This is a genomic window from Pseudomonas sp. OV226 (assembly GCF_003148705.1).
Taxonomy (GTDB): domain Bacteria; phylum Pseudomonadota; class Gammaproteobacteria; order Pseudomonadales; family Pseudomonadaceae; genus Aquipseudomonas.
The window spans coordinates 297,341-319,153 of the sequence record NZ_QGGS01000002.1 but is presented as its reverse complement, the minus strand read 5'-3'; the positions used below and the strand labels follow the sequence as shown (position 1 = coordinate 319,153).

Genomic DNA, 21,813 nt, shown 5'->3' with positions numbered 1-21,813 from the left:
TGCTGGGTATCTCCCTCATCGACAAGTTCAGGCCGGATTTGAGATCGACTGTGTACCGACTCGGTAAGCGAGCCGGTACACATTCAGTGCCGCTAAGCGCTCAACCGCGCCGTCACTTCATTCAACTGCGACGATACGCTGTTCAGGTTGTGGCTGGCCGCCTCGGTGCGTTGCACGTTGTCCAGATTGGTACTGGCGATGCTGGTGATTTCCGTGAGGTTGCGCGAGATGTCCTCGGCAACCGACGTCTGTTCTTCGGCGGCGGTGGCGATCTGGCGGTTCATGTCGCGAATCGCTTCGACGGCTTGGGTGATCCGCTCCAGCATCGCGCCGGCTTCGGTCACTTGCTGCACGCTTTCCTCACTGCGTGACTGGCCGCTTTCGATGGCCTGCGCCGCGTCGACCGCACCGGTTTGCACGGTCTGGATAATCTGGTTGATCTCAATGATCGACGCCGCCGTGCGCTGGGCCAGGCTGCGCACTTCATCAGCGACCACCGCAAAACCACGCCCGGCTTCACCGGCACGGGCCGCTTCAATGGCAGCGTTGAGCGCCAGCAGGTTGGTCTGTTCGGCGATGCCGCGAATCACTTCCAGCACCTTGCCGATGCGGCCGCTGTCGGTTTCCAACTGACGAATGACCGTAGCGGTATTGGCGATTTCGCCACGCATTTGAGTGATGGTGCGGATGGTGCCCTGCATGACTTTTTCGCCCTGCTGCGCGGACTGGTCAGCGTCGTCGGCAGCCCGTGCGGCATCGGCGGCGTGACGGGCGACTTCTTGCGCGGTGGCGGACATTTCGTTCATTGCCGTGGCCACCTGATCGGTGCGGTTGAACTGCTCGTTGGTGCCGCCCGCCATGAGGCCGGCAATCGAATTCAGTTCACCGCTGGCACTGTCCAGATCCTTGGCGCTGCGCTGCAAATGGCTGAAGGTTTCGGCGAGGAAATCGCGCAGGGTGTTGGCCGCGACCGCCAGTTTGCCCAACTCGTCCTGGCGGGTGCTGGCCACACGCTCGGCAATTTTTCCCCGGCTGAGTTGCGCCACGTATTCGATCAGTTTGCGAATCGGTTCGACCAGGTTGCGGTTGACCAGCCACAGGCTCAACAGCCCGATCAACAGGCCCGAGACGAGCATCACGATGATCCCCAGCAACACGGTGCGCTCAGCCTCGGCACTGATCTGCTTCGACTGTTCGCTGCCCTGCTTGCGCAACTCGGCGACCAATTCGCTCATCTGGTCACTGGCTGCGCGGTCCACACCTTTCACCGCGGTGTCGCCAGCGGTGGGGTCGGCACCGGCGGCCACATAGGCATCACGACCCTTTTGATAGGCGGCCCCGAGCAGGCGGTGTTCATCACGCAGGCGTTCGATGCGAGTCTTGAGCTGCGGTTCGATGCCCTTCTGCCCGGCCAGTTCGCCGAGGATGCTTTGCACATCGCGCTGACGGTCTTCGAATTGCTTCCAGTATTTGTCCAGGTCCGCCGGTTGCTTGCCACGCAGCAAGACGTTTTTCCATTCCTGGACCTGCACCTTGAATTGCAGGTTGGCTTCATCGATCAACTGGGAAGTGTGCAACGGGCCGTCGATCAGGTTCGCGTAGCGCTGAACGCCGCTGGAAAGGAAATGAAAGCAGGCCAGGGCGATCAACAGCATCGCAAAGAGGCTGCCGCTCAACAGGGCGAGAATTTGCGCTCTCAAGGACTTTTGCAAAAGCATCGAAGGGTACTCATGACAGAAATTAGGCACGCCCCGGTAAGGCGTGAAAGGTGTCCGGACTTCCTTGTCTGCGACGTCGGCTGACGGCCGAAGGCGCGCAACTTAACCCAAGCGTAATCGGCGTGCCAGAGCGGTTCTTTAATCAAATCCGACCGTTGGCAGAGCCACTATTTCGCCTTCACCGCCCTGTCACAAAACCGTCAAAAATCCTTGCGATGATGCGGCTCAAGTGAACCTGTAAAACCCGCCGTAACGCGACCCTGTAGCCGCTGGCGAAGCCTGCGTTCGGCTGCGAAGCAGTCGTGTAATCAGGCAATGCGTTGTGTCAGCAAGCCCGAGTGCTCAGGTTTGACGACTGCTTCGCAGCCGAACGCAGGCTTCGCCAGCTGCTACATGGAGCGGCATACCCCTTGCGAGCACTCATGAACCACAGCATCGACCACAGCCATCGCGACACCGATCTGTTCGGCCTGCTCTACGGTTTCAGCTTTCGTCCCGGTGAACGAGGTCGGGAGATTGATTCGGCCAAGGCGCTGCACTACCTGCAACACCCCGAAGACGACGAGCAGTTTCTCTGGTTGCATTTGAACCTGGCCCACGCCGCGTGCGAGCGCTGGATGAAAAGCCATCTGGAGCTGCCGGAGGAGTTTTTCGAAGCCTTGCATGAAGGCTCCCGGTCGACCCGCATCGAGCATGTGGACTCGGCCTTGCTGGCGGTGGTCAACGATGTGGTGTTCAACCTCAGTAGCATGGTTTCCTCGGATGTCTCGACGCTGTGGGTGTGTGCCCGCAGCCGGCTGATCATCAGCGCGCGCCTGCAACCGCTGCACTCGGTGGATAAGTTGCGGTCCTCGGTGAAGGCCGGTGAATGTTTTCGCTCGCCGCTGGAACTGCTCGTGCATTTGCTGCGTGATCAAGGCGAAGTGCTGACGCAAATCGTGCGCAAGACCAGCCAGAGTGTCGATCAGATCGAAGATGAGTTGCTCTCTTCACGCCTGTCGACCAACCGCGCTGAACTGGGTGCCAACCGCCGGGTGCTGGTGCGTTTGCAACGTCTGCTGGCGCTGGAACCGGGTTCGCTGTTGCGCCTGCTCAATCGGCCGCCGCAATGGTTGCAGAAGGAGGACGTCAAGGAGCTGCGCAAGTCCACCGAAGAGTTCGCCCTGATCATCAACGACCTCACGGCGCTGGGTGAGCGGATCAAGCTGTTGCAGGAAGAAATCGCCGCCAACCTCAACGAACAGAGCAACCGCACCCTGTTTACCCTGACCGTGGTCACGGTGCTCGCGTTGCCGATCAACATCATTGCCGGTTTCTTTGGCATGAACGTCGGCGGAGTGCCGCTGTCGGGTGACCCCGAAGGGTTCTGGATTCTGGTGGCGCTGGTGGCGACATTTACCGTGATCGCCGGGCGCTGGGCGTTTCGCAAGCGCCAGGATTACTGAGCCCCCGCTACCCTGTAGCAGCTGGCGAAGCCTGCGTCCGGCTGCGCAGCAGTCGTAAATCCTGAGCACACGTTTTACCTGAAAGACCGCAGTGGCTGATTTTACGACTGCTGCGCAGCCGGACGCCGGCTTCGCCAGCTGCTACAGGGTAGCGCGGTGAATTCTGATTAACGGATACGCAAAAACCCCAAACCCTGACCTGAAGCAGTCTCCCTGTAACAATTAGCAACGACTATCACTGACACACCTCCCTCCTCAGGATTGTCAGTCATGGCTACTCCTTCCTACCCCACCGATGCCCAGGCTTCCGCCAGCAGCGGTAAACCCCAACTCGACAAAAAGCCCAGTGCGTTCACGCTGGTGATTTTTTTCGGCGTGTTGGCCATCGGGCTGCTGTTTACTGCCTACAGCCTGATGCGCGACATGAACGAACTCGGCACCGTGGTGACCACCTGGACCCCGTTTCTGCTGTTGGGTGTGGCGCTACTGATTGCCCTCGGCTTTGAATTCGTCAACGGTTTCCACGACACCGCCAACGCGGTGGCGACGGTGATTTACACCAACTCGATGCCGCCCAACTTCGCAGTGGCGTGGTCCGGGTTCTTCAACTTCCTCGGTGTGCTGCTGTCCAGCGGCGCGGTCGCTTTCGGCATCATTGCCTTGCTGCCGGTGGAGTTGATTCTGCAAGTCGGCTCTTCCGCCGGTTTCGCCATGATCTTCGCCCTGTTGATCGCCGCCATCCTGTGGAACCTCGGCACGTGGTGGCTGGGTTTACCGGCTTCGTCCTCGCACACGCTGATCGGTTCGATCATCGGCGTGGGCGTGGCCAATGCCCTGATGCACGGCCGTGACGGCACCAGCGGCGTGGACTGGGCCCAGGCGACCAAGATCGGTTACGCGTTGCTGCTTTCACCACTGGTCGGTTTTGGTTTCGCCGCGTTGCTGTTGCTGGCCCTGCGCGCGTTCGTCAAGAATCGCTCGCTGTACAAGGCCCCCAAAGGCAACACACCGCCACCGTGGTGGATTCGCGGCATGTTGATCGTGACCTGCACCGGCGTCTCGTTTGCCCACGGCTCCAACGATGGCCAGAAAGGCATGGGCCTGATCATGTTGATTCTGGTCGGCACCTTGCCAATGGCCTACGCGCTGAACCGCGCCATGCCGGCCGACCAGGCGTTGCAGTTCGCGGCGGTGGCCGAGGTGACGCAGCAAGCGCTGGCCAAGGCCGCGCCGCAACCGGCCCCGGCCGATCCGCGCCTGGTGCTGTCCGACTACGTGCGCAGCAAGGAAGCCACGCCGCAACTGGTACCGGCGCTCGCCGCCCTCACCGGCCGCATCGGCGCCGAGGTCAAGGGCTATGGCGCGCTGTCCAAAGTACCGGCCGAGGCTGTGGGCAACGTGCGTAACGACATGTACCTGACCAGCGAAACCATTCGCCTGATGGACAAGAACAAGGTCGGCAACTTCGACGCCGACACCAGCAGCAAGCTGCAGCTGTTCAAGCAGCAGATCGACAACTCCACGCGGTTTATTCCGCTATGGGTCAAGATCGCCGTGGCGATTGCACTCGGGCTGGGCACCATGGTCGGCTGGAAACGCATTGTGGTGACGGTCGGCGAGAAGATCGGCAAAACCCACCTGACTTACGCCCAGGGCGCCTCGGCGGAAACCGTGGCTATGTTGACGATTGGCGCGGCGGATATGTTCGGTCTGCCGGTGTCGACCACCCATGTGTTGTCTTCTGGCGTCGCCGGGACCATGGTCGCCAACGGCGGTGGCTTGCAGATGAAGACCATCCGCAACCTGCTGATGGCCTGGGTACTGACCTTGCCGGCAGCGATCCTGTTGTCGGGCAGCCTGTACTGGTTGTTCACCCAACTGTTCTGATCGACAAACCCCTGTAGCAGCTGGCGCAGCCTGCGTCCGGCTGCGCAGCAGTCGTAAGTCCTGTGCATGCGGTATGTCTGATGGACCGCGCGTTATGGTTTTACGACTGCTGCGCAATCGGACGCAGGCTGCGCCAGCTGCTACAGGGGATTTTTTTGTCTGGGCGAAAGCATTTCGTCGCAAATTCAGGCGATTACGCTTTTATTGATCCACCACCCGCCGGTTTGCACTTCAGTTTGCTAACGTGTGGCCGACTCATAAGAGACTCGATGTATTCAGGAGTGGAATCGTGAATCTGTATATCAATCAGCTTCAGCAAAAAGCTGACTTCAAAGAAGCCATCTACGCTGGCGACATCTTCCTGAACACTCAGCTGCGCGCTGCCAAAGAGCTGTGTGCGTTTGCCCAGGAAAGCATCACCGCCGCGTTCGACGGCGAGACCAACCACCAGGCCCTGCACACGCTGATGCCGGTGGAAGAATTCGTAGTGCTGGTGACTCGCCTCAAGGGCCAGTTCACCAACAGCCAGCGCGCCAAGGATTTGATCTTGTCGTTCATCGACGAGATCGGCGTCGACCCGCGCGAGTACATTTTCGACGTGCCGCGCATTCGCGTGGTGCCGAACTATGACTACCTGCACGCCGGCGTCAGCTACGCCTACAAGCCGCATCGCGACACGTGGTACGGCAGCGTCGATTGCCAGATCAACACCTGGATGCCGGTGCACACCATTCGCCCCGACCAGACCATGATGATCAACGCGGGTTACTTTGATGTGCCGGTGAAGAACACCTCCAGCGAATGGAGCCTCAACGACTGGATCAACAACCAGCGGCACAAGGCCAAGGACAACCTCAAGGAGGAAGTCCGCGTGCACCCGGTGCCACTGGAGGCAATCAACACGTCCTCTGAAGTGCGCATTGCCGGCAACACCGGTGAGATGCTGATTTTCTCCGGCTCGCACCTGCATGGCACAGTCGCCAACCACACCGAACAAACCCGCTTCAGCGTGGATTTCCGCCTGATGCACCTCGATGACCTCAAGCACAAGCGCGGCGCGATCAACGTCGACAGCGCCTGCCCTGACGTCGGCGCCGGTTTCAAAGACTATTTCCACGCCCACGACTTCTCGAATTTCCAAGGAATCCAGCAATGACCAAGCGTCGCATCACGCCTGCAGAGGCCCAGTACAACGAAACCCGTGCCAACGTTCTGAAGCGCGTTGATGCCGAGTACGTGGCCGACGCGCCGTTCGTGTTCGCCAACCGCATCGGCGTAACCGCTGCACTGTCGCGCATGGAACTGTTCAAGAAAGTGGCTGAAGTACCGGGCGCGATCATCGAGTGCGGCGTGTACAAGGGCAACTCGCTGATGCTGTACATGCACTTGTCGATGATTCTGGAACCGTACGCGATCAACCGTTCGATCGTAGGCTTCGACACCTTCGAAGGCTTCCAGAGCATCGACAAGAAAGAAGACCCGGCCGACGTCAACGAGACCATGTTCTCCGACACCGACCAGTCGCTGATCCAGGACATGATCGACGCCAACGACCTGCTGCGCCCGGTCAACCGCATCCCGCGTTGCGAGCTGGTCAAGGGCGACATCGTCAAGACCGTGCCTGAGTGGGTCAAGACCCGTCCGGACCTGGTCGTGGCCATGCTGATCCTCGACACCGACCTGTACGAATCGACCAAAGTCGCGCTGGAAACCTTCCTGCCGTACATGCCTAAAGGCGCCATCGTGGTGCTGGACGAAGTCGCTTACCGCAACTTCCCGGGCGAAACCAAGGCCCTGCGCGAAGTGCTGGACCTGAACAAAATCGAACTCAAGCGTCTGCCGTTTGATTCGTGCGTGGGTTACTTCCACGTCTAACGCATAACCGTACAGCTGATACAAAACCTGTGGGAGCGAGCTTGCTCGCGATGAGGCCGGCACATTCAACATCATCGTTGACTGTCAGGTCGCCATCGCGGGCAAGCCCGCTCCCACATTTGTTATGTGTTGCAGCCCCTGTCTCAGTTGGCTTTTTGCAACGTCGCCCGACCCACCATCACCCGCTCCCGCACCACGTCATACACCCAGTGGTAAATGTAGGTGTACGGCAGGAAAAACAGCAGCACGCCGATATCGAGCAAGAACGCCTCCCACAGGCTGGTCTTCAGCCACCAGGCAATCAGCGGCACACCGAAGGCGACCAGTCCGCCTTCAAACAGCAGCGCATGGACCACCCGGACCCATGTCGTGCGCACCACGTTGTAGTGGTTGAGAACACGGTCAAACATCCCGTTGAACACCACGTTCCAGGCCAGGGCCAGCGCCGCGATGAGCATGGTGACCATGCCCATGTCGAGCAACGGTTTGTTCATGATCCAGGCCAGCAACGGGGTACAGATCAGGATGGCCAGCAGTTCGAAACCAATGGCCTGGAAAACACGCTCTGTGATGGATTTGTTGGGGCTCATGGCCTGACTCCTCTGAGTGACTGTGGTTGCCATGATCCGGCATCAAGCCGATACTTCATAACCAATAACCATCGATCAAGGCGATAGTTCATGGCCTCTCATGAAGTGTTGCTCGCCTTTGTCCAGGCGGCGACCCAAGGCTCGTTTTCCGCAGCGGCGCGCAAACTGGGGCGCAGCCAGTCGACCATCAGCGCAGCAGTGGCCAGCCTGGAAATCGATTTGAACCTGGTTCTCTTCGACCGCAGCAGCCGCAAACCCAGCCTGACCCCGGCCGGGCACGTGATGCTGCAACGCGCCGAGGAGATCCTGGCTGCTACCAGCCGGCTGGAAATGACGGCCAGCCAATTGTCTGAAGGCATTGAGGCAAAACTGACCGTGGCGATTTCCGACACTTATCAATCCGACCGGTTCGAAGCGGTGCTCAGTGCGTTCGAGCAACGCTATCCGGACCTGGAGCTCGAATGCCTGATTGCCGAATGCGATGACCTGATAGCGCTGGTGCAACGGGGACGGGCGCACGTGGCGTTCGCGGAAATGAAGGACAGCTACCCTCCGAGCCTGGTCAGCTCTACCGTCGAAGAGCGCACGGAAATCGCACTGTTCGTCTCCCCTGCGCATCCCTTGGCGGCGCTCGATCATATCGACCAGCATGTATTGCAACAGCACCGGGAGCTGCGCCTGGCGACCATCGTCAATCCGTATGAAAGCCGGGCGAAAGGTCGCGTCTGGTCGGCGCCGAGTTACTTGATGCTGTTGGAAATGGCCCAGGGAGGATTTGGCTGGGCGTCGTTGCCGCGGTGGCTGGTGGAGCGTTATGGCCAGGGTTCGTTGCAGGAACTTCAGGTGCGCGGCTGGCCGAAACCGGTGTTTGTCGATGCGTTGTGGTCACGCCAATATCCGCCGGGGCCAGCGGGGAGTTGGTTGTTGAGCAAGATGCTGGAGTGAAGGTCCTTTGGCCCTTATCGCGGGCAAGCCATGTTCCTACAGGTTAAACGCAAACCCCGTAGGAGCATGGCTGCCCGCGATGAAGCCCGACACATCACATCACCCCAACGCCTTTATGCGCGCTTCCAGAAACCGCCGCTCCGGCACCTGCTGCGTCAGTTCCAGCGCCCGCCCATACGCGGCCCGCGCCTCCTCCACCCGTCCCAACTGCCGATAAAACTGCGCCCGCGCCGAATGCGCCAGGTGGTAATCCAGCAATTCGCCGCGATCCAGAATCGCCTCCACCAACGTCAGCCCCGCCAACGGTCCATCGCGCTGGGAGATCGCCGCTGCCCGGTTCAACTCGATCACCGGCGACGGCACCATCCGCAACAGCAAGTCATACAGACCGACAATCTGCGGCCAGTCCGTGGCTTGCGGCGCTGACGCCTCGGCATGCACCGCCGCAATGGCCGCTTGCAGGCAATACGGCCCAAAGCGCTGCAGGGTCAGCGCCCGTTCCACCAGGGCGCAACCCTCGGCGATCATCCCCGCATCCCACAATGAACGGTTCTGCTCATCCAGCACGATCAACTCGCCGCTTGCCGAAGTCCTGGCCAGGCGCCGTGACTCATGCAGCAACATCAGCGCCAGCAACCCCATGACCTCCGGCTCGGGCAGCAACTCCAGCAACAAACGCCCCAGCCGAATGGCCTCGCGCGTCAGGTCTTCGCGCGTCACTTCAGCACCGATGGAGGCCGAGTAACCTTCGTTGAACACCAGGTAAATCACCCGCAACACGCTGTCGAGGCGCTCGGGCAATTCCTTCAGTGTCGGCACTTGATAAGGGATTTTCGCATCGCGGATTTTCGCTTTCGCCCGCACGATGCGCTGAGCGATGGTGGCGGGCGCCGAGAGAAACGCCCGGGCGATTTCCTCTGTGGTCAGGTCGCAGACTTCGCGCAAGGTCAACGGCACTTGAGCATCTGCGGCCAGTGCCGGGTGACAACAGGTGAAGATCAGCCGCAGGCGATCATCTTCCACGTCTTCGGCACTCCAGTCGGCCTGTTCCAGCGCCTCCAGTTGAGCGATCAGCAGCGGTTGCGCTGCGACAAACCGCGCACGCCGACGTAACGCATCGATGGCCTTGAAGCGCCCGGTGGACACCAGCCAGGCGCGCGGATTGTCCGGCACGCCATCACGCTGCCAGCGCTCCACCGCCACGAAAAAGGCCTCGTGCAGGGCCTCTTCAGCGAGATCGAAATCGCCGAGCAATCGGATCAGCGTCGCCAGGATCCGCCGCGACTCTTCGCGGTAAACCAGCTCGACCCGAGCCGGCACCGACTCGCCCGGCATCAAGGATTCAACTGGCGAACGGGACGCACCTCAACACAACCGACACGGGCCGCCGGGATGTCCCCGGCGACCTGGATCGCTTCATTGAGGTCCTTGGCATCGATCAGGTAGAAGCCGGCCAACTGCTCCTTGGTTTCGGCGAACGGACCGTCGGTGATCGACATCTTGCCGTTACGCATGCGCACAGTGGTCGCGGTCTGCACCGACTCCAGCGCCTCGGCCGCCACCATGCGGCCACTACCCTGAATCGACTCGGCGTAGGCCATGCACTCGGCGTCCTTGGGACTGTCAGGCAATGAGTGCAACGCCTGTTCGTTGCTGTACACCAGGCATAGGTACTTCATGTGACTCTCCTGAATCGAACGGATCAACTATGGCTGCAGATTGACGCCTTGGCGAAATTCCCGACGATCAGGGCTCCAGATTGAAGAGCGTGGTGCCGCTGACCATGTCGAACGGGGCCGACCAATGTTCGTGGACAATCCGCCATTGCCCGCCGTCGCGGCGATAGCAGGCGGTCACGCGCATCCAGCAGGCCTGGGTCTCGCCCTTGTCGTTGGTGCCACCGCAATGGGCCAGCCAATGGGCGAAGGCGACGTGCTCGTCCGCCACAATGTTCATATGATCGAAATCAAACTGATGCTGGCCCTGGCACATTTCCATGCACTCCAGCCAATGCGCGCGGTACGCGGCCTTGCCCCGGAACTGCAAGGCCTTGACTGCGTCGTAGGAGACGATGTCGTCGGCATACAGGGCCATGATTTTATCGACGTTTTTAGAAATGACTGCCTGACGATAGGTGTCGATCAGGGTCTGGATTTCATTGGTAGCGCTCATGGTGGTTCTCCGTGTTTTTGTTGTGAAGACACCCTTAGTCGTTCGGCCAAACGGCAAATCGACAACCAAATAAAAATAATCCATCTGCGCAAACTCGCTAAAATCCAAGACCCATTCGTGTTGGAAAAAGGACACTCCAGTGACAGCCCGACTCGTGCCTTACGACAGCCTGAACGCACTCCAGCGCCAGCAGGTCGAGGCCATCGAAGTTCTTCAGGAACAAATCAAATTTTCCGGCGACATTCACGGTGCATTGCACACCTTGCTGTCCAGACCCGGCCCGGGCGTCAAAGGGTTTGCGCTACTGGTCGAAGACGTTCCGGTCGCCTTCCTGCTGCTCAAGCGCCCGCCCGTACTGCCGGCCTGGGCCGATGAACACAGCGCCACCTTGCATGCGCTGCAAGTGGATCAACACGCTCAAGGCAAAGGCTACGGCAAGGCCTGCCTGCAAGCGCTGCCGGACGTGGCGCGCCAGGCGTTTCCGGAAATAAAGGGGCTGGAGTTGTCGGTGGATGCGGACAACCAGGCGGCCATCGCGCTCTACGCAAAATTCGGCTGGGTCGACAGTGGTGAAGCGTACAAGGGCCGGATCGGGTATGAACGGCGGATGGGGTTGGTTTTTTAACCGACGGGGGGGCGATTCCAAAGGGTTGCCTCGTGGCAACCCTTTGGATGAAGTCTTCTGTCAGAGCAGTAAACAGTAGTCGAGCAGTTGTTTTTCGACACTTTGGCGTTGGCCGATCACCAGAGCGACCACCACAAGTTTTTCGCTCGGATATACCTCATACAGAACCCGCTGCCCCAAAGGCAGATACTCTCGAAATAGAGTTACACCCAGAGACGCCGCTTCCTGACAAACACCATAGACATGAGCCTGGCTAGCCAGTGCCGTAACGATCTGCATGACCAATTGATCAACCAGCTCTGCCGCTTTTTTGCGACCGCATTGTTGTGTCAGGTAGTGCTCAAGTGAAACGACTCCGTGCTCCGCAGCAGTCGCGAACTCTACCCTGTAGGTTTCAGGCATCGGTATCGCCTTGCTCTGATTGACGTCGCTGAGCCAGTCTGGCCAAAAGTGTGTCACCAGAAATCAACTTGCCCTGCTCCTTGTCGCGGGAGGCAAACGAGAGAAGCTTGATCAGCGCAATGGCTTCGTCACGACGCTTACGCTCCTCATACGACTCAATCACATAAGCCGGCACACCATTTTGCGTGACGAGCATAGGCTCAGAGAGATCCAGTGCCGCGGCGTTCTTTTTTACAAAACTGATGGTTTCAACTCGCATTACTCATTCCTCTACCGCCATCCAATCAGGCTGGCCAATGCAACACGGTCTGAATTTAGGCTATAAAAAAACTTATCTCAAGCAATCATTTGCGACCTCAAAGCTCCAACACCATCTCATGCCACGCCATCCCGCCATGGTCAGAGGCCGACGGCTTGATGTAGGCAAAGCCAAACCCGGCGTACAGCGGGATATGCCGCTCCTTGCACATCAGGTGGATGTGGGTCTTGCCCAACGCACGCATCCGCTCGATGAACTCGCCCATCAACCGCTTCGCCAACCCCAGCCCCTGATAATCCGGGTGTACCACCACCGACATGATCACGACTTGCGGACCGGCCGGGTCGTGGCCGATCAGTTCCTTGAACGCTTCGTCCGACATTTCCACCTGAAACGCCGCACCGGAGTTGATGAAACCGGCTACAACGCCGTCGACTTCAGCCACGATGAAACCCTCGGGCCACGTGGCGATGCGGGTGGCGATTTTCTCGCGGGTGGCGGCTTCGTCGCCTTCGTAGGCCACGGTTTCGATGGCGTAGCAGCGGTCCAGATCAGTGGCGGTGACGTTGCGGATGACGGTGTTCATGGCAGCTCGGAATCAGCGTGGGAAAGGCTGGGGATCATAAATCAGCACCCGCGCGACAGCGAGAGACGATTCTACTAATCAGTCTCTCGCCGTCTTGTTTACGCTTTGATCGGCAACCAGATTTCCAGCTTGCCGGTGTTGAGCTTGGGGTTGAAGTCTTCGCTGTAGCGCTCGAACTCCGGGGCAGCCAACAGCTCGCGTCCAGACTTAGGCAGCCACGTGCCATGGATGTACTGGAAGGTTTGCGGCAAGGCGGTGAGCGGCCCCTTGTGTTCGAACACGACATATTGCTGGGGCTGCACCTCTACCCAGCGGTATGTGTCCGGTAAGTCATCGAGCTTGCTGATCTCGACCCCGGCGATGTAATCGAAACCGCCCTGACCGTCGAAATTGCAGCAGACGCCGTAAGTCACTTCGCCTTTTTGCCCGGGAACATTGCCGATGTGCGGAATGAATTTGTCCCAGAGCGCGGGAATGTCAGCAGTAGTCTGTTGAGTAAATTTTCCGCCAAGCCCTGCGATCAGCAGGAAGTGTCCGTGTTCGAAGCGTGGTTCCGTTACTTCGGCGCTTGTTTGCTCATCCATGATTCATCTCCTGAGCTTAAAAAAGGGTTCGGCTGGGAGTATAGAAGCCAAACCCGATTCGCCCAGTTACAGGGCGTGCAACTGTTCGACGGCGCCCGCCCCCACAAACTCGTTGTAGCCCGATAGAATCACGTAGACCGCGAAATAGCAGAAGATCGCCGCCGATGCCATGTACGAGTAGCGCAGCAATTTGTCGCCCAGCAACTTGCCGCCGTGGCTGGCAGCGAAGCACAGGCCGGCGCTCCAGAGCAGTCCGGCGCAAAGAAAACCGCCGAGAAACAGCGCCGAACTGAGGGCGCCACCGCCGCCGGAACGGGCAATCAGCGTGCCGCCGACTGCCGCGAACCACAGGATGGCGCTGGGCGAGGACATGGCGAGGAAGATCCCACGGAAAAACTCTTTGCGATGGGAGTTCTGCCCCACCTCTTCGGCCTGGGCCAAGGCCGCTTCGTGGTGAATCGCCGAATAGATCATCTTCGCCGCGAAATAGATCAGCAACGCCGAACCGCCGATCCACAGTACCCAACGCACGGTTTCGTATTGCAGCAAAACGGTCATGCCCGTCAACGCCAGCACCGCGTAGATCAGGTCGCCGACACAGGTCCCCAACCCCAGCGCAAAGCCCTGGAAATAGCCGCGCTGCATGGCCAATGTGATCATCGCGATATTGGCCACGCCGATATCCAGGCACAGCGAAAGGCTCAGCAAGAAGCCGCTGGTGAATTCCATCAACCGATTTCCTTCGGACAAATTTGTTTACACAGTGGCTGGACAGTGTGCCACATCAGCCCTTATCTTCCGCAACAGGCCACCGCAGTGGCCAGCGTCGCTCGGACGGTTCCGGGCGCTTACGTTATTCGAGGCAACAATGGCCGAACAAGGTTCGCCGCGCCGCTTTGCGCGCATCGATCGACTCCCCCCTTACGTGTTCAACATCACTGCCGAGCTGAAGATGGCCGCCCGTCGTCGTGGCGAAGACATCATTGACTTGAGCATGGGCAACCCTGACGGCCCGACTCCGCCGCACATTGTCGAAAAACTCGTGCAGGTCGCCCAGCGCGAAGACACCCACGGCTACTCGACGTCCAAGGGCATTCCGCGTCTGCGCCGGGCGATTTCCAACTGGTACAAGGATCGCTACGAGGTCGACATCGACCCGGAAAGCGAAGCCATCGTCACCATCGGTTCCAAGGAAGGCCTGGCGCACTTGATGCTGGCCACCCTCGATCAGGGCGACACCGTGCTGGTGCCCAACCCCAGCTACCCGATCCACATCTACGGTGCCGTGATTGCCGGCGCCCAGGTGCGTTCGGTGCCATTGATTCCGGGCGTGGACTTCTTCGCCGAACTGGAACGGGCGATTCGCGGCTCGATCCCGAAACCGAAAATGATGATCCTCGGCTTCCCATCCAACCCTACTGCTCAATGTGTGGAGCTGGATTTCTTTGAGCGCGTAATCGCCCTCGCCAAGCAGTACGACGTTTTGGTGGTGCACGACCTGGCTTACGCCGACATCGTCTACGACGGCTGGAAAGCCCCCTCGATCATGCAAGTGCCGGGCGCCAAGGACATTGCGGTGGAGTTTTTCACCCTGTCCAAGAGCTACAACATGGCGGGTTGGCGGATCGGTTTCATGGTCGGCAATCCGGAACTGGTCAACGCCTTGGCGCGGATCAAGAGTTACCACGACTACGGCACGTTCACTCCGCTGCAAGTCGCGGCCATTGCGGCGCTGGAAGGCGACCAGCAATGCGTCAAGGACATCGCCGAGCAGTATCGGCAGCGGCGTAACGTGCTGGTCAAAGGTCTGCATGAACTGGGCTGGATGGTCGAGAACCCGAAGGCGTCGATGTACGTCTGGGCCAAGATTCCCGAGGCGTATGCGCACCTCGGCTCGCTGGAATTCGCCAAGAAACTGCTGGCCGAGGCCAAGGTCTGCGTTTCGCCAGGCGTGGGGTTTGGTGAGTATGGGGACGATCATGTGCGCTTCGCGCTGATCGAAAACCAGGACCGGATTCGTCAGGCGGTGCGCGGGATTCGCGGGATGTTCAGGGCGGATGGGCTGGCACCGAAAACCAACGCCTGACCCATGAGTGTTCCCACGCTCCAGCGTGGGAATGAATCCGGTGACGCTCTGCGTCACAGTGGACGCGGAGCGTCCATGGTGGCATTCCCACGCAGAGCGTGGGAACGATCATTATTGTGTTCAGCCTTGAAATCGATCACCCACAAAAAAACCGCATCGCTGCGGTTTTTTTGTGTCTGCTAATCGACTTACACGAACATCGACAGCAACAAGATAAAGCCCAGCGCAACCACGGACAGGATGGTTTCCATCGCGGTCCAGGTCTTGAAGGTTTCCGCTACGGTCATGTTGAAGTACTGCTTCACCAGCCAGAAGCCCGCGTCGTTGACGTGAGACAGGATCAACGAACCGGCACCGGTGGCCAATACCAGCAGCTCACGGTTCACACCCGGAATCATCCCCACCACCGGCACCACAATGCCCGCACCGGTAATGGTTGCCACGGTCGCCGAACCGGTCGCGATACGAATCACCGCCGCCACCAGCCACGCCAACAGAATCGGCGAAATCTGTGCATTCACCGCCATGTGGCCGATCACGTCACCCACACCGCTGGTCACCAGCATCTGCTTGAAGCCACCACCGGCACCGATGATCAGAATGATCGCGGCGGTCGGCGCCAGGCTCGCGTCCAGCCATTTCATCATTTGGCTGGAACCGATGCCCTGCTTGTAGCCGAAGGTGTACAGCGACAGCAGCAATGCCAGCAGCAATGCCGAAATCGGGTGACCGATCAGGTCCATGAAAGCGCGGAAGATGTTGCCATCGGGCAGCACCACGTCGGCAAACGTCTTGAGCAGCATCAAGAACACCGGCAGCAGGACGGTCACCAGCGTGATGCCGAAGCTCGGCAGTTCAGCCGAATCCGTTTCGCGCGCCAGTTGATCCACCAGCTCCTGGTTCGGATGACCGGGAATGTGCTTGGCAATGAACGTACCGAAAATCGGGCCAGCGATGATGGCGGTTGGCAACGCAACGATCAGGCCGTACAGAATGGTTTTACCAATGTCGGCACCGAACACACCGATCGCCAGCAGCGGACCCGGGTGCGGCGGCACCAGGCCGTGTACGGCGGACAGGCCGGCCAGCAACGGGATACCGATCTTGATGATCGACACGCCGGTGCGGCGGGCCACGATGAACACCAGCGGAATCAGCAGCACAAAGCCGATTTCGAAGAACAGCGGAATGCCGACCAGGAACGCGGCGAACATCATCGCCCACTGCACCTTGTCCTTGCCGAAGGCGCGGATCAACGTCTGCGCAATCTGATCCGCACCGCCTGATTCGGCCATCATTTTGCCGAGCATGGTGCCCAGCGCGAGGATGATGCCGACGAAACCCAACACGCCACCGAAGCCGTCCTGGAACGCCTTGATGATGGTGCCGATCGGCATGCCGGAGGTCAGCCCGAGGAAGGCTGCGGCGATGATCAGTGCGAGGAATGGGTGCAACTTGAACTTGGTGATCAAGACGATAAGCCCGATCACCGTGACCACTGCATCGAGCAGCAGGAACGTCTCGTGGGACATGCCAAACATTAGGGGTGTCTCCTGGTTGTTGTTGTTATTAAAGCGGGTAATTCGCACGCCATCAGGACAGCGCTATCTTTTCCGGGAACGCTCATACAGCGTGTTTCAGGCCATGGGCCTGCCACCAGACATGCGCCTGTGCGGCCAATTGCTCGACGCTGTAGACCGATGCATCCAGCGCCAGGGTCAACGGCTCGCCCACGGGCGATTCGAGGGTGGCGAACTGGCTTTCGATCAATGTCGACGGCATGAAGTGGCCCGGGCGGTGGGACACGCGGTCAGCGGCGACTTCAGGGGTCAGTTCAAGGAACACGAAACCCAGGCCCGGCAAGGCACTGCGCAAGCGCTCGCGATAAATGTGCTTGAGGGCCGAGCACGTCAGCACCGGGCGTTCGCCCTTGGCATCGATGCGGCGCAGTTCATCGCACAGGCTGTCGAGCCAGCCGGCACGGTCTTCGTCGTTCAGGGGGATACCCGCGCTCATCTTTTCGATATTGGCGGCAGGGTGGAAAGTATCGCCTTCAATGGCAGTGGCGCCGCTGAGTTGGCACAAGGCCTCGCTGACGCACGTCTTGCCGCAACCGGCAACGCCCATGATGACCAGGGCGGTGATGGGATGATTCATGTAACACCTCAGCGCGCAGACAGCGCTACCTTTGCCAGTTATGACACTAGACCAAAAGCAGTAGTTGCCGACGCCTTCTTGTCATTTTTGTGGGTTGCAGCATGTTCGTTCCCAACGCCAAGAAGCGAGGTTCAGGCAAAACTCGCTTACGCATTTGCAGCTGCTTCGGGACAGCGCTACCTTAGTGCCTTGAATTTTGTTTGGCAAGCCGTCGATGACCCCAACTAAAAACGATAAAAATACGCGCACCACTGGCCGCCCTACCCTCAATGAAGTTGCCCGACTGGCCGGCGTCAGCCCGATCACCGCCTCCCGCGCCCTGCGTGGCGTCAGCACGGTGGCCATCGAACTGGTGGAAAAAGTCCAGAAAGCCGCGCTGGAACTCAACTACGTGGTCAACCCCGCCGCCCGCGCCCTGGCCTCGGCCCAGAGCCATTCGGTGGTGGTGTTGGTGCCTTCATTATCCAACTTGCTGTTCATCGACACCCTGGAAGCCATTCATCAGGTTTTGCGCCCCAAAGGCTTCGAAGTGCTGATCGGCAACTTCCATTACTCGCGCGATGAAGAAGAAAACCTGCTGCGCAACTACATGGCGTATCAGCCTCGCGGTCTGTTGCTGACCGGTTTCGACCGCACCGAAAGTTCGCGGCGGATGATCGAGGCGAGCAACATCCCGTGCGTGTACATGATGGAACTGGACAGCGCGGCCGGCGTGAACTGCGTCGGCTTCTCACAACTGGCGGCCGGCGAAACCGCTGCCGGGCACTTGCTGTCCCGTGGCCGCAAGCGCTTGGCCTACATCGGCGCACAACTGGACCAGCGCACCTTGTTGCGCGGCGAGGGTTTTCGCAAAGCCCTGCAAAAGGCCGGTTTGTACGACCCTGATCTGGAAGTGCTGACCCCGCGCGCCTCCTCCGTCGGATTAGGCGGCGAACTGTTCCTGCAACTGCTGGCCAGTCACCCCGATGTCGACGCGATCTTTTTCGGCAACGACGACCTGGCCCAGGGCGCACTGCTCGAAGCCCTGCGCCATGGCATCAAGGTGCCGGAACAAATAGCCATCCTCGGCTTCAACGACCTGCCCGCCTCCGCCCACATGGTCCCGCGCCTGAGCAGCATCAACACACCGCGAGAGGCCATCGGCCGGCGCTCGGCGGAATTGATGCTGACCCTGATGGCCGGGAATAGCGTGGCCAAACCGGTGCAAGACATGGGGTTTGAGTTGAAGGTGCGCGAAAGCACGTGATTACGTTTTCAACTAACCTTAAAGTCCCGAAGCGTATTCGCTAACGGAGTAGCTCAATGGACCCTGTACTGAAGATTCTCGGCAAAGCCTCGTCAATCAATGTCAGAAAAGTCCTCTGGACCTGCGAGGAACTGGGCATCGCCTACGAACGCGAGGACTGGGGCAGCGGTTTTGCCTCAACCCATAGCCCGGAATTCCTCAGGTTCAACCCCAATGCCCAGGTGCCAGTGATCATCGACGGCACCGTCGTGCTGTGGGAATCCAACACCATCTGCCGCTATCTGACCGGCAAACACCACAACACTCACCTGCTGCCACACGAACCGCTGGCGCGCGCGCGCGTGGAGCAATGGATGGATTGGCAAGCAACCGACCTCAATTCGTCCTGGAGCTACGCGTTTAGCGCATTGGTGCGCAAAGACCCGGAATATCAGGACCCGCATCGCATCGCCGTCGGCCTGCGTGGCTGGAACCAGAAGATGGACATTCTTGCCCATCAGCTCTCGGCAACCGGGGCGTTTGTCACCGGGTCCGAGTTCACGCTGGCGGACATTGTCGTCGGGCTGTCCGTCAATCGCTGGTTGATGACGCCGATGGAACGGCCGGACTTCCCCGTCATCGACGAGTATTTTCAGCGCCTGGCCCAACGCCAGGGCTTCTTGAAACACGGATGTAACGGCCTGCCTTGACGGCGCGGCGGTAGATCTCTGCCGCCTGACGGCAACCCCTGACCGCCGGACCTGCGCCCTCCCCTTGCAAAGCCTTTGCAAACCCGAGGCTTTGCGCTGCGGCACAGTACTTGCTCCTGCCCATCGGTCAGCCATTACCCACAGGTCTACCCATCATGTTGGTCAGTGCAAAACAAGTCCAAATGCTTCCCCTGCCCAAGCGTCCCGGCGAAGATCCGGCCGCCGAAGCCGCCGCCGGTCTGCAAAGCGGCTTGCAGGGTGCAATGATGCAGGCTCTGCAAACCAACGTGCAGGCGCAGGTGCAATCGTCCGCGACCCAACAGGCCACGCAACAAGTCAGTGAGGCGAGCAAAATCAGCGACAACGTTGATGAAGCGTTCGCCAAGACCCGCGTGGCGCTGCAAGCCGCCGATCCGTCCAAAGTTCCGGCCGATGTCAAAGCCCAGTCCTCCGACAGCGCGGCCATGACCGACTTCAAGGACTACATGAGCAAAACGCCGGAACAGCGTCTGCGCGACAGTATCCTGAAGGAGATGGGCATTACCGAGGAAGACTCGAAAGCCATGCCGCCGGAGAAACAACAGGCAGTCGCCCAGGAAATCGCCGATCGCCTGCAGGACAAAATGAAACTGGCGCAGGTCGAGAAAGAAGCCGGCAGTAGCGAAAAAAATGGCACTCAAGTAGTCGACAAGTTCCTGGCATCGCTTTAACCACACATACCACACCCGTTTTGTAGCCGCTGGCGCAGCCTGCGTTCGGTTGCGCAGCAGCCGTAAATCCGGTTTACGCGGTCCGACAGAAGAACCGGGCATTCGGATTTTACGGCTGTTGCGCACCCGAACGCAGGCTGCGCCAGCTGCTACAGCGAATGTGTCGCTGCGAGAATCAGTTCAGTTGCAACGTCGCGTTGAACTGGCTGATCGCATCGACGACGTGCCCGATAAACTACAAGCTTGCACTCACCTTGGTCGCCACCTCCCCCGGCACCCAAGCCTTCCACACCTGCGGCTGCTCACGTAAAAACGCCTGCGCCACCTCACGCGGTGGCAGGCGTTTTTCGCTCATTTGCCCCAGCGTCCGGTTCAGCAAATCGATCGGCAAATCGACCTTTTCAAAGAACGCCACCAGGTCCGGGTACTGCGCCTTGAACGGCGCAGACACACCGATGGCCAGGCTGGCAGGCATCGAGCGCGTGCCCTTGGGATTGGGATTGCTGGCATCAGCCAAGGTCTTCCAGGCGTCGGCGTCGAACGGCGGCTCGTCCAGTTTCACCAGTTTGAAGCGCCCCAACAGCGGTGTTGGCGACCAGTAGTAGAACAACACCGGTTTGCCACGGCGGATCGATGAAGCGACCTCGGCATCCAGCGCCGCACCCGAGCCGGTGCGGAAGTTGACGTAGCTGGCGGTCAGGTCATACGCCTTGAGCTTCTGGCTGTTGACGATCTCCGACGTCCAGCCCGTGGGGCTATTGAGGAAACGACCGCGGCTCGGGTCTTCCGGGTCGCGAAACACATCCTTGTACTTCGTCAGGTCTGCAACGGATTTCAGTTCCGGGGCCAACGGTTTGATGCCCCGTTCCGGGTCGCCCTTGATCACGTATTCCGGCACCCACCAACCTTCGGTGGCACCTTTGACGGTATCACCCAAACCAAACACCTTGCCCTCGGCAGAGGCCTTGACCCACGCCGGACTGCGCCCGGCCCACTCTTCGCCGATCACCTGAATGTCGTTTTTGGCCAGCGCCGCCTCAAGACTGACGGTGCTGCCCGGCAACGTGTCGGTCGGGTAGCCGTAACCTTTCTCGACAATCAGGCGCAGGATTTCGGTGATGAGGCTGCCGCTCTCCCACGTGATGTCGCCGAAGTGAATCGGCGCGGTTTTCTCCGTCGCCGATACCGCGCCGACGCTAAGGCTCAGCGCCAACAGCGAACTGCCGAGCAGGGTTTTGATCGATCTCATGCGGACCTCTTGTCTAACAGGAGTTGGTTGGCGCTGTGGCGATCGCACAGCGCTTGGGAGCGGGTCATGTAAACGCTGACCGAACGCTGGGAAATGCCCAGCTCGACGGCGATTTGCGGGTAGGTCAAACCGTCGACGCGAGCCAGCAGGAAAGTCGAACGGACCTTGCCCGGCAAACGCTGCAGGCTGTGATCGAGGCGGTTCAAGGCTTGTGAGACCTGCGCGAGTTCTTCGGGCGAAGCGGCGCAATCCGCATCGATCTGCTGCAGATGCAGGCGCTCCAGATCCGCACGCCGCCAGCGCTGATAGAGCAGGCGTTGGGCGATGGTGGTGAGCAAGGCGCGGGGTTGGCGAATCGCGCTCAGACCGGGCGCTTCAAGCAGTTGTACGAAGGTGTCGGCGGCAATATCTTCGGCGCCCGCCACGTCCTGCAGATGACGGCGCAGGTAAGTGCAGAGCCAGCGGTAGTGGGCGCGGAACAAGCCGTCCACAGAGTGACGATGGGATAGATCGGGGCCGGACATAGGGGCTCCTGGGTTAGGGGTCGCTGAATGTCCGGTGATCCGGTGGTGCGATCCTAACAAGGAG

Annotated in this window: 24 protein-coding genes; 10 read left to right on the top strand and 14 right to left on the bottom strand. The window is 59.7% G+C overall.

Annotated features, from left to right (window positions below):
• Positions 1 to 92: 92 nt before the first annotated feature.
• A complete protein-coding gene (locus C7534_RS04550) occupies positions 93 to 1,718 on the bottom strand; it encodes a methyl-accepting chemotaxis protein (RefSeq protein WP_046031985.1) in 1,626 nt (541 codons plus the stop codon).
• A 422-nt stretch (positions 1,719 to 2,140) separates the two neighbouring features.
• Here C7534_RS04550 and C7534_RS04545 point away from each other — a divergent pair, with 422 nt between their 5' ends.
• The 4 genes from C7534_RS04545 to C7534_RS04530 all read left to right on the top strand — a co-directional run bounded on the left by C7534_RS04545 (position 2,141) and on the right by C7534_RS04530 (position 6,925).
• Entirely contained in the window at positions 2,141 to 3,163 is a 1,023-nt protein-coding gene (locus C7534_RS04545) for a transporter (RefSeq protein WP_077431402.1), read from the top strand.
• Positions 3,164 to 3,433: 270 nt separating this feature from the next.
• Entirely contained in the window at positions 3,434 to 5,050 is a 1,617-nt protein-coding gene (locus C7534_RS04540) for an inorganic phosphate transporter (protein ID WP_046031987.1), read from the top strand.
• Between the two features lie 289 nt (positions 5,051 to 5,339).
• A complete protein-coding gene (locus C7534_RS04535) occupies positions 5,340 to 6,206 on the top strand; it encodes a hypothetical protein (protein ID WP_046031988.1) in 867 nt (288 codons plus the stop codon).
• Complete coding sequence (locus C7534_RS04530) at positions 6,203 to 6,925, top strand: TylF/MycF/NovP-related O-methyltransferase (RefSeq protein ID WP_046031989.1); 723 nt, start codon at positions 6,203 to 6,205, stop codon at positions 6,923 to 6,925. Before C7534_RS04535 ends, C7534_RS04530 begins: the two co-directional genes overlap by 4 nt.
• Before the next feature lie 143 nt (positions 6,926 to 7,068).
• On the opposite strand, the gene C7534_RS04520 is transcribed toward C7534_RS04530, so the two are convergent.
• Positions 7,069 to 7,515: a multidrug/biocide efflux PACE transporter gene (locus C7534_RS04520; RefSeq protein ID WP_046031990.1), complete on the bottom strand. Its 447-nt coding sequence runs from the start codon at positions 7,513 to 7,515 to the stop codon at positions 7,069 to 7,071.
• 90 nt (positions 7,516 to 7,605) lie between these two features.
• Between C7534_RS04520 and C7534_RS04515 the strand changes: the two genes are divergently transcribed.
• Positions 7,606 to 8,460 (top strand): LysR family transcriptional regulator, encoded by an 855-nt coding sequence (locus C7534_RS04515; protein ID WP_046031991.1) that lies wholly within the window; start codon positions 7,606 to 7,608, stop codon positions 8,458 to 8,460.
• Between the two features lie 99 nt (positions 8,461 to 8,559).
• Here C7534_RS04515 and C7534_RS04510 read toward each other — a convergent pair whose 3' ends face one another.
• The 3 genes from C7534_RS04510 to C7534_RS04500 all read right to left on the bottom strand — a co-directional run bounded on the left by C7534_RS04510 (position 8,560) and on the right by C7534_RS04500 (position 10,632).
• Positions 8,560 to 9,795: an RNA polymerase sigma factor gene (locus C7534_RS04510; RefSeq protein WP_109785108.1), complete on the bottom strand. Its 1,236-nt coding sequence runs from the start codon at positions 9,793 to 9,795 to the stop codon at positions 8,560 to 8,562.
• The gene (locus C7534_RS04505) at positions 9,795 to 10,139 is read right to left on the bottom strand and encodes a YciI family protein (protein WP_046031993.1); all 345 of its coding nucleotides are present in this window, start codon (positions 10,137 to 10,139) and stop codon (positions 9,795 to 9,797) included. The genes C7534_RS04510 and C7534_RS04505 overlap by 1 nt, the downstream gene beginning before the upstream one ends.
• A 67-nt stretch (positions 10,140 to 10,206) precedes the next feature.
• Positions 10,207 to 10,632 (bottom strand): YybH family protein, encoded by a 426-nt coding sequence (locus C7534_RS04500; protein WP_046031994.1) that lies wholly within the window; start codon positions 10,630 to 10,632, stop codon positions 10,207 to 10,209.
• Between the two features lie 139 nt (positions 10,633 to 10,771).
• Here C7534_RS04500 and C7534_RS04495 point away from each other — a divergent pair, with 139 nt between their 5' ends.
• On the top strand, positions 10,772 to 11,257 hold the full coding sequence (locus C7534_RS04495; protein ID WP_109785107.1) for a GNAT family N-acetyltransferase: 486 nt from the start codon (positions 10,772 to 10,774) through the stop codon (positions 11,255 to 11,257).
• A 60-nt stretch (positions 11,258 to 11,317) separates the two neighbouring features.
• On the opposite strand, the gene C7534_RS04490 is transcribed toward C7534_RS04495, so the two are convergent.
• The 5 genes from C7534_RS04490 to C7534_RS04470 all read right to left on the bottom strand — a co-directional run bounded on the left by C7534_RS04490 (position 11,318) and on the right by C7534_RS04470 (position 13,817).
• Complete coding sequence (locus C7534_RS04490) at positions 11,318 to 11,659, bottom strand: hypothetical protein (protein ID WP_046031996.1); 342 nt, start codon at positions 11,657 to 11,659, stop codon at positions 11,318 to 11,320.
• On the bottom strand, positions 11,652 to 11,918 hold the full coding sequence (locus tag C7534_RS04485) for a prevent-host-death protein (RefSeq protein ID WP_046031997.1): 267 nt from the start codon (positions 11,916 to 11,918) through the stop codon (positions 11,652 to 11,654). The genes C7534_RS04490 and C7534_RS04485 overlap by 8 nt, the downstream gene beginning before the upstream one ends.
• A gap of 97 nt (positions 11,919 to 12,015) precedes the next feature.
• The gene (locus C7534_RS04480) at positions 12,016 to 12,504 is read right to left on the bottom strand and encodes a GNAT family N-acetyltransferase (RefSeq protein ID WP_109785106.1); all 489 of its coding nucleotides are present in this window, start codon (positions 12,502 to 12,504) and stop codon (positions 12,016 to 12,018) included.
• 98 nt (positions 12,505 to 12,602) lie between these two features.
• The gene (locus tag C7534_RS04475) at positions 12,603 to 13,088 is read right to left on the bottom strand and encodes a GyrI-like domain-containing protein (protein ID WP_046031999.1); all 486 of its coding nucleotides are present in this window, start codon (positions 13,086 to 13,088) and stop codon (positions 12,603 to 12,605) included.
• A 66-nt stretch (positions 13,089 to 13,154) separates the two neighbouring features.
• A complete protein-coding gene (locus tag C7534_RS04470) occupies positions 13,155 to 13,817 on the bottom strand; it encodes a LysE family translocator (protein WP_109785105.1) in 663 nt (220 codons plus the stop codon).
• A 139-nt stretch (positions 13,818 to 13,956) separates the two neighbouring features.
• Between C7534_RS04470 and alaC the strand changes: the two genes are divergently transcribed.
• On the top strand, positions 13,957 to 15,174 hold the full coding sequence (gene alaC, locus C7534_RS04465) for an alanine transaminase (protein WP_109785104.1): 1,218 nt from the start codon (positions 13,957 to 13,959) through the stop codon (positions 15,172 to 15,174).
• 188 nt (positions 15,175 to 15,362) lie between these two features.
• On the opposite strand, the gene C7534_RS04455 is transcribed toward alaC, so the two are convergent.
• Entirely contained in the window at positions 15,363 to 16,715 is a 1,353-nt protein-coding gene (locus tag C7534_RS04455; protein ID WP_046032002.1) for a GntP family permease, read from the bottom strand.
• Positions 16,716 to 16,797: 82 nt separating this feature from the next.
• Complete coding sequence (locus C7534_RS04450; RefSeq protein WP_046032003.1) at positions 16,798 to 17,331, bottom strand: gluconokinase; 534 nt, start codon at positions 17,329 to 17,331, stop codon at positions 16,798 to 16,800.
• A gap of 214 nt (positions 17,332 to 17,545) precedes the next feature.
• Here C7534_RS04450 and C7534_RS04445 point away from each other — a divergent pair, with 214 nt between their 5' ends.
• The 3 genes from C7534_RS04445 to C7534_RS04435 all read left to right on the top strand — a co-directional run bounded on the left by C7534_RS04445 (position 17,546) and on the right by C7534_RS04435 (position 19,976).
• Positions 17,546 to 18,577 carry a LacI family DNA-binding transcriptional regulator gene (locus C7534_RS04445; protein ID WP_109785102.1) on the top strand — a complete coding sequence of 344 codons (1,032 nt, stop codon included), beginning with the start codon at positions 17,546 to 17,548 and terminating at the stop codon, positions 18,575 to 18,577.
• A 56-nt stretch (positions 18,578 to 18,633) separates the two neighbouring features.
• Positions 18,634 to 19,266 carry a glutathione S-transferase family protein gene (locus tag C7534_RS04440; protein WP_046032005.1) on the top strand — a complete coding sequence of 211 codons (633 nt, stop codon included), beginning with the start codon at positions 18,634 to 18,636 and terminating at the stop codon, positions 19,264 to 19,266.
• A gap of 155 nt (positions 19,267 to 19,421) precedes the next feature.
• Positions 19,422 to 19,976: a hypothetical protein gene (locus tag C7534_RS04435; protein ID WP_109785101.1), complete on the top strand. Its 555-nt coding sequence runs from the start codon at positions 19,422 to 19,424 to the stop codon at positions 19,974 to 19,976.
• Between the two features lie 235 nt (positions 19,977 to 20,211).
• Here C7534_RS04435 and C7534_RS04430 read toward each other — a convergent pair whose 3' ends face one another.
• Both C7534_RS04430 and C7534_RS04425 read right to left on the bottom strand, forming a co-directional pair.
• Complete coding sequence (locus tag C7534_RS04430) at positions 20,212 to 21,225, bottom strand: ABC transporter substrate-binding protein (RefSeq protein WP_109785100.1); 1,014 nt, start codon at positions 21,223 to 21,225, stop codon at positions 20,212 to 20,214.
• Positions 21,222 to 21,749 (bottom strand): sigma-70 family RNA polymerase sigma factor, encoded by a 528-nt coding sequence (locus C7534_RS04425; protein ID WP_109785099.1) that lies wholly within the window; start codon positions 21,747 to 21,749, stop codon positions 21,222 to 21,224. Before C7534_RS04425 ends, C7534_RS04430 begins: the two co-directional genes overlap by 4 nt.
• Between the last annotated feature and the right edge of the window lie 64 nt (positions 21,750 to 21,813).

Bases quoted from the DNA above. Each gene is read 5' to 3' on its own strand.
- C7534_RS04490 (WP_046031996.1), bottom strand. From the start codon at position 11,659: ATGCCTGAAACCTACAGGGTAGAGTTCGCGACTGCTGCGGAGCACGGA.
- C7534_RS04515 (WP_046031991.1), top strand. From the start codon at position 7,606: ATGGCCTCTCATGAAGTGTTGCTCGCCTTTGTCCAGGCGGCGACCCAA.
- C7534_RS04450 (WP_046032003.1), bottom strand. From the start codon at position 17,331: ATGAATCATCCCATCACCGCCCTGGTCATCATGGGCGTTGCCGGTTGC.
- C7534_RS04510 (WP_109785108.1), bottom strand. From the start codon at position 9,795: ATGCCGGGCGAGTCGGTGCCGGCTCGGGTCGAGCTGGTTTACCGCGAA.
- C7534_RS04540 (WP_046031987.1), top strand. From the start codon at position 3,434: ATGGCTACTCCTTCCTACCCCACCGATGCCCAGGCTTCCGCCAGCAGC.
- C7534_RS04440 (WP_046032005.1), top strand. From the start codon at position 18,634: ATGGACCCTGTACTGAAGATTCTCGGCAAAGCCTCGTCAATCAATGTC.
- C7534_RS04500 (WP_046031994.1), bottom strand. From the start codon at position 10,632: ATGAGCGCTACCAATGAAATCCAGACCCTGATCGACACCTATCGTCAG.
- C7534_RS04520 (WP_046031990.1), bottom strand. From the start codon at position 7,515: ATGAGCCCCAACAAATCCATCACAGAGCGTGTTTTCCAGGCCATTGGT.
- C7534_RS04430 (WP_109785100.1), bottom strand. From the start codon at position 21,225: ATGAGATCGATCAAAACCCTGCTCGGCAGTTCGCTGTTGGCGCTGAGC.
- C7534_RS04480 (WP_109785106.1), bottom strand. From the start codon at position 12,504: ATGAACACCGTCATCCGCAACGTCACCGCCACTGATCTGGACCGCTGC.
- C7534_RS04470 (WP_109785105.1), bottom strand. From the start codon at position 13,817: ATGGAATTCACCAGCGGCTTCTTGCTGAGCCTTTCGCTGTGCCTGGAT.
- C7534_RS04475 (WP_046031999.1), bottom strand. From the start codon at position 13,088: ATGGATGAGCAAACAAGCGCCGAAGTAACGGAACCACGCTTCGAACAC.
- C7534_RS04530 (WP_046031989.1), top strand. From the start codon at position 6,203: ATGACCAAGCGTCGCATCACGCCTGCAGAGGCCCAGTACAACGAAACC.
- C7534_RS04485 (WP_046031997.1), bottom strand. From the start codon at position 11,918: ATGCGAGTTGAAACCATCAGTTTTGTAAAAAAGAACGCCGCGGCACTG.
- C7534_RS04455 (WP_046032002.1), bottom strand. From the start codon at position 16,715: ATGTTTGGCATGTCCCACGAGACGTTCCTGCTGCTCGATGCAGTGGTC.
- C7534_RS04545 (WP_077431402.1), top strand. From the start codon at position 2,141: ATGAACCACAGCATCGACCACAGCCATCGCGACACCGATCTGTTCGGC.
- C7534_RS04435 (WP_109785101.1), top strand. From the start codon at position 19,422: ATGTTGGTCAGTGCAAAACAAGTCCAAATGCTTCCCCTGCCCAAGCGT.
- C7534_RS04505 (WP_046031993.1), bottom strand. From the start codon at position 10,139: ATGAAGTACCTATGCCTGGTGTACAGCAACGAACAGGCGTTGCACTCA.
- C7534_RS04550 (WP_046031985.1), bottom strand. From the start codon at position 1,718: ATGCTTTTGCAAAAGTCCTTGAGAGCGCAAATTCTCGCCCTGTTGAGC.
- alaC (WP_109785104.1), top strand. From the start codon at position 13,957: ATGGCCGAACAAGGTTCGCCGCGCCGCTTTGCGCGCATCGATCGACTC.
- C7534_RS04425 (WP_109785099.1), bottom strand. From the start codon at position 21,749: ATGTCCGGCCCCGATCTATCCCATCGTCACTCTGTGGACGGCTTGTTC.
- C7534_RS04445 (WP_109785102.1), top strand. From the start codon at position 17,546: ATGACCCCAACTAAAAACGATAAAAATACGCGCACCACTGGCCGCCCT.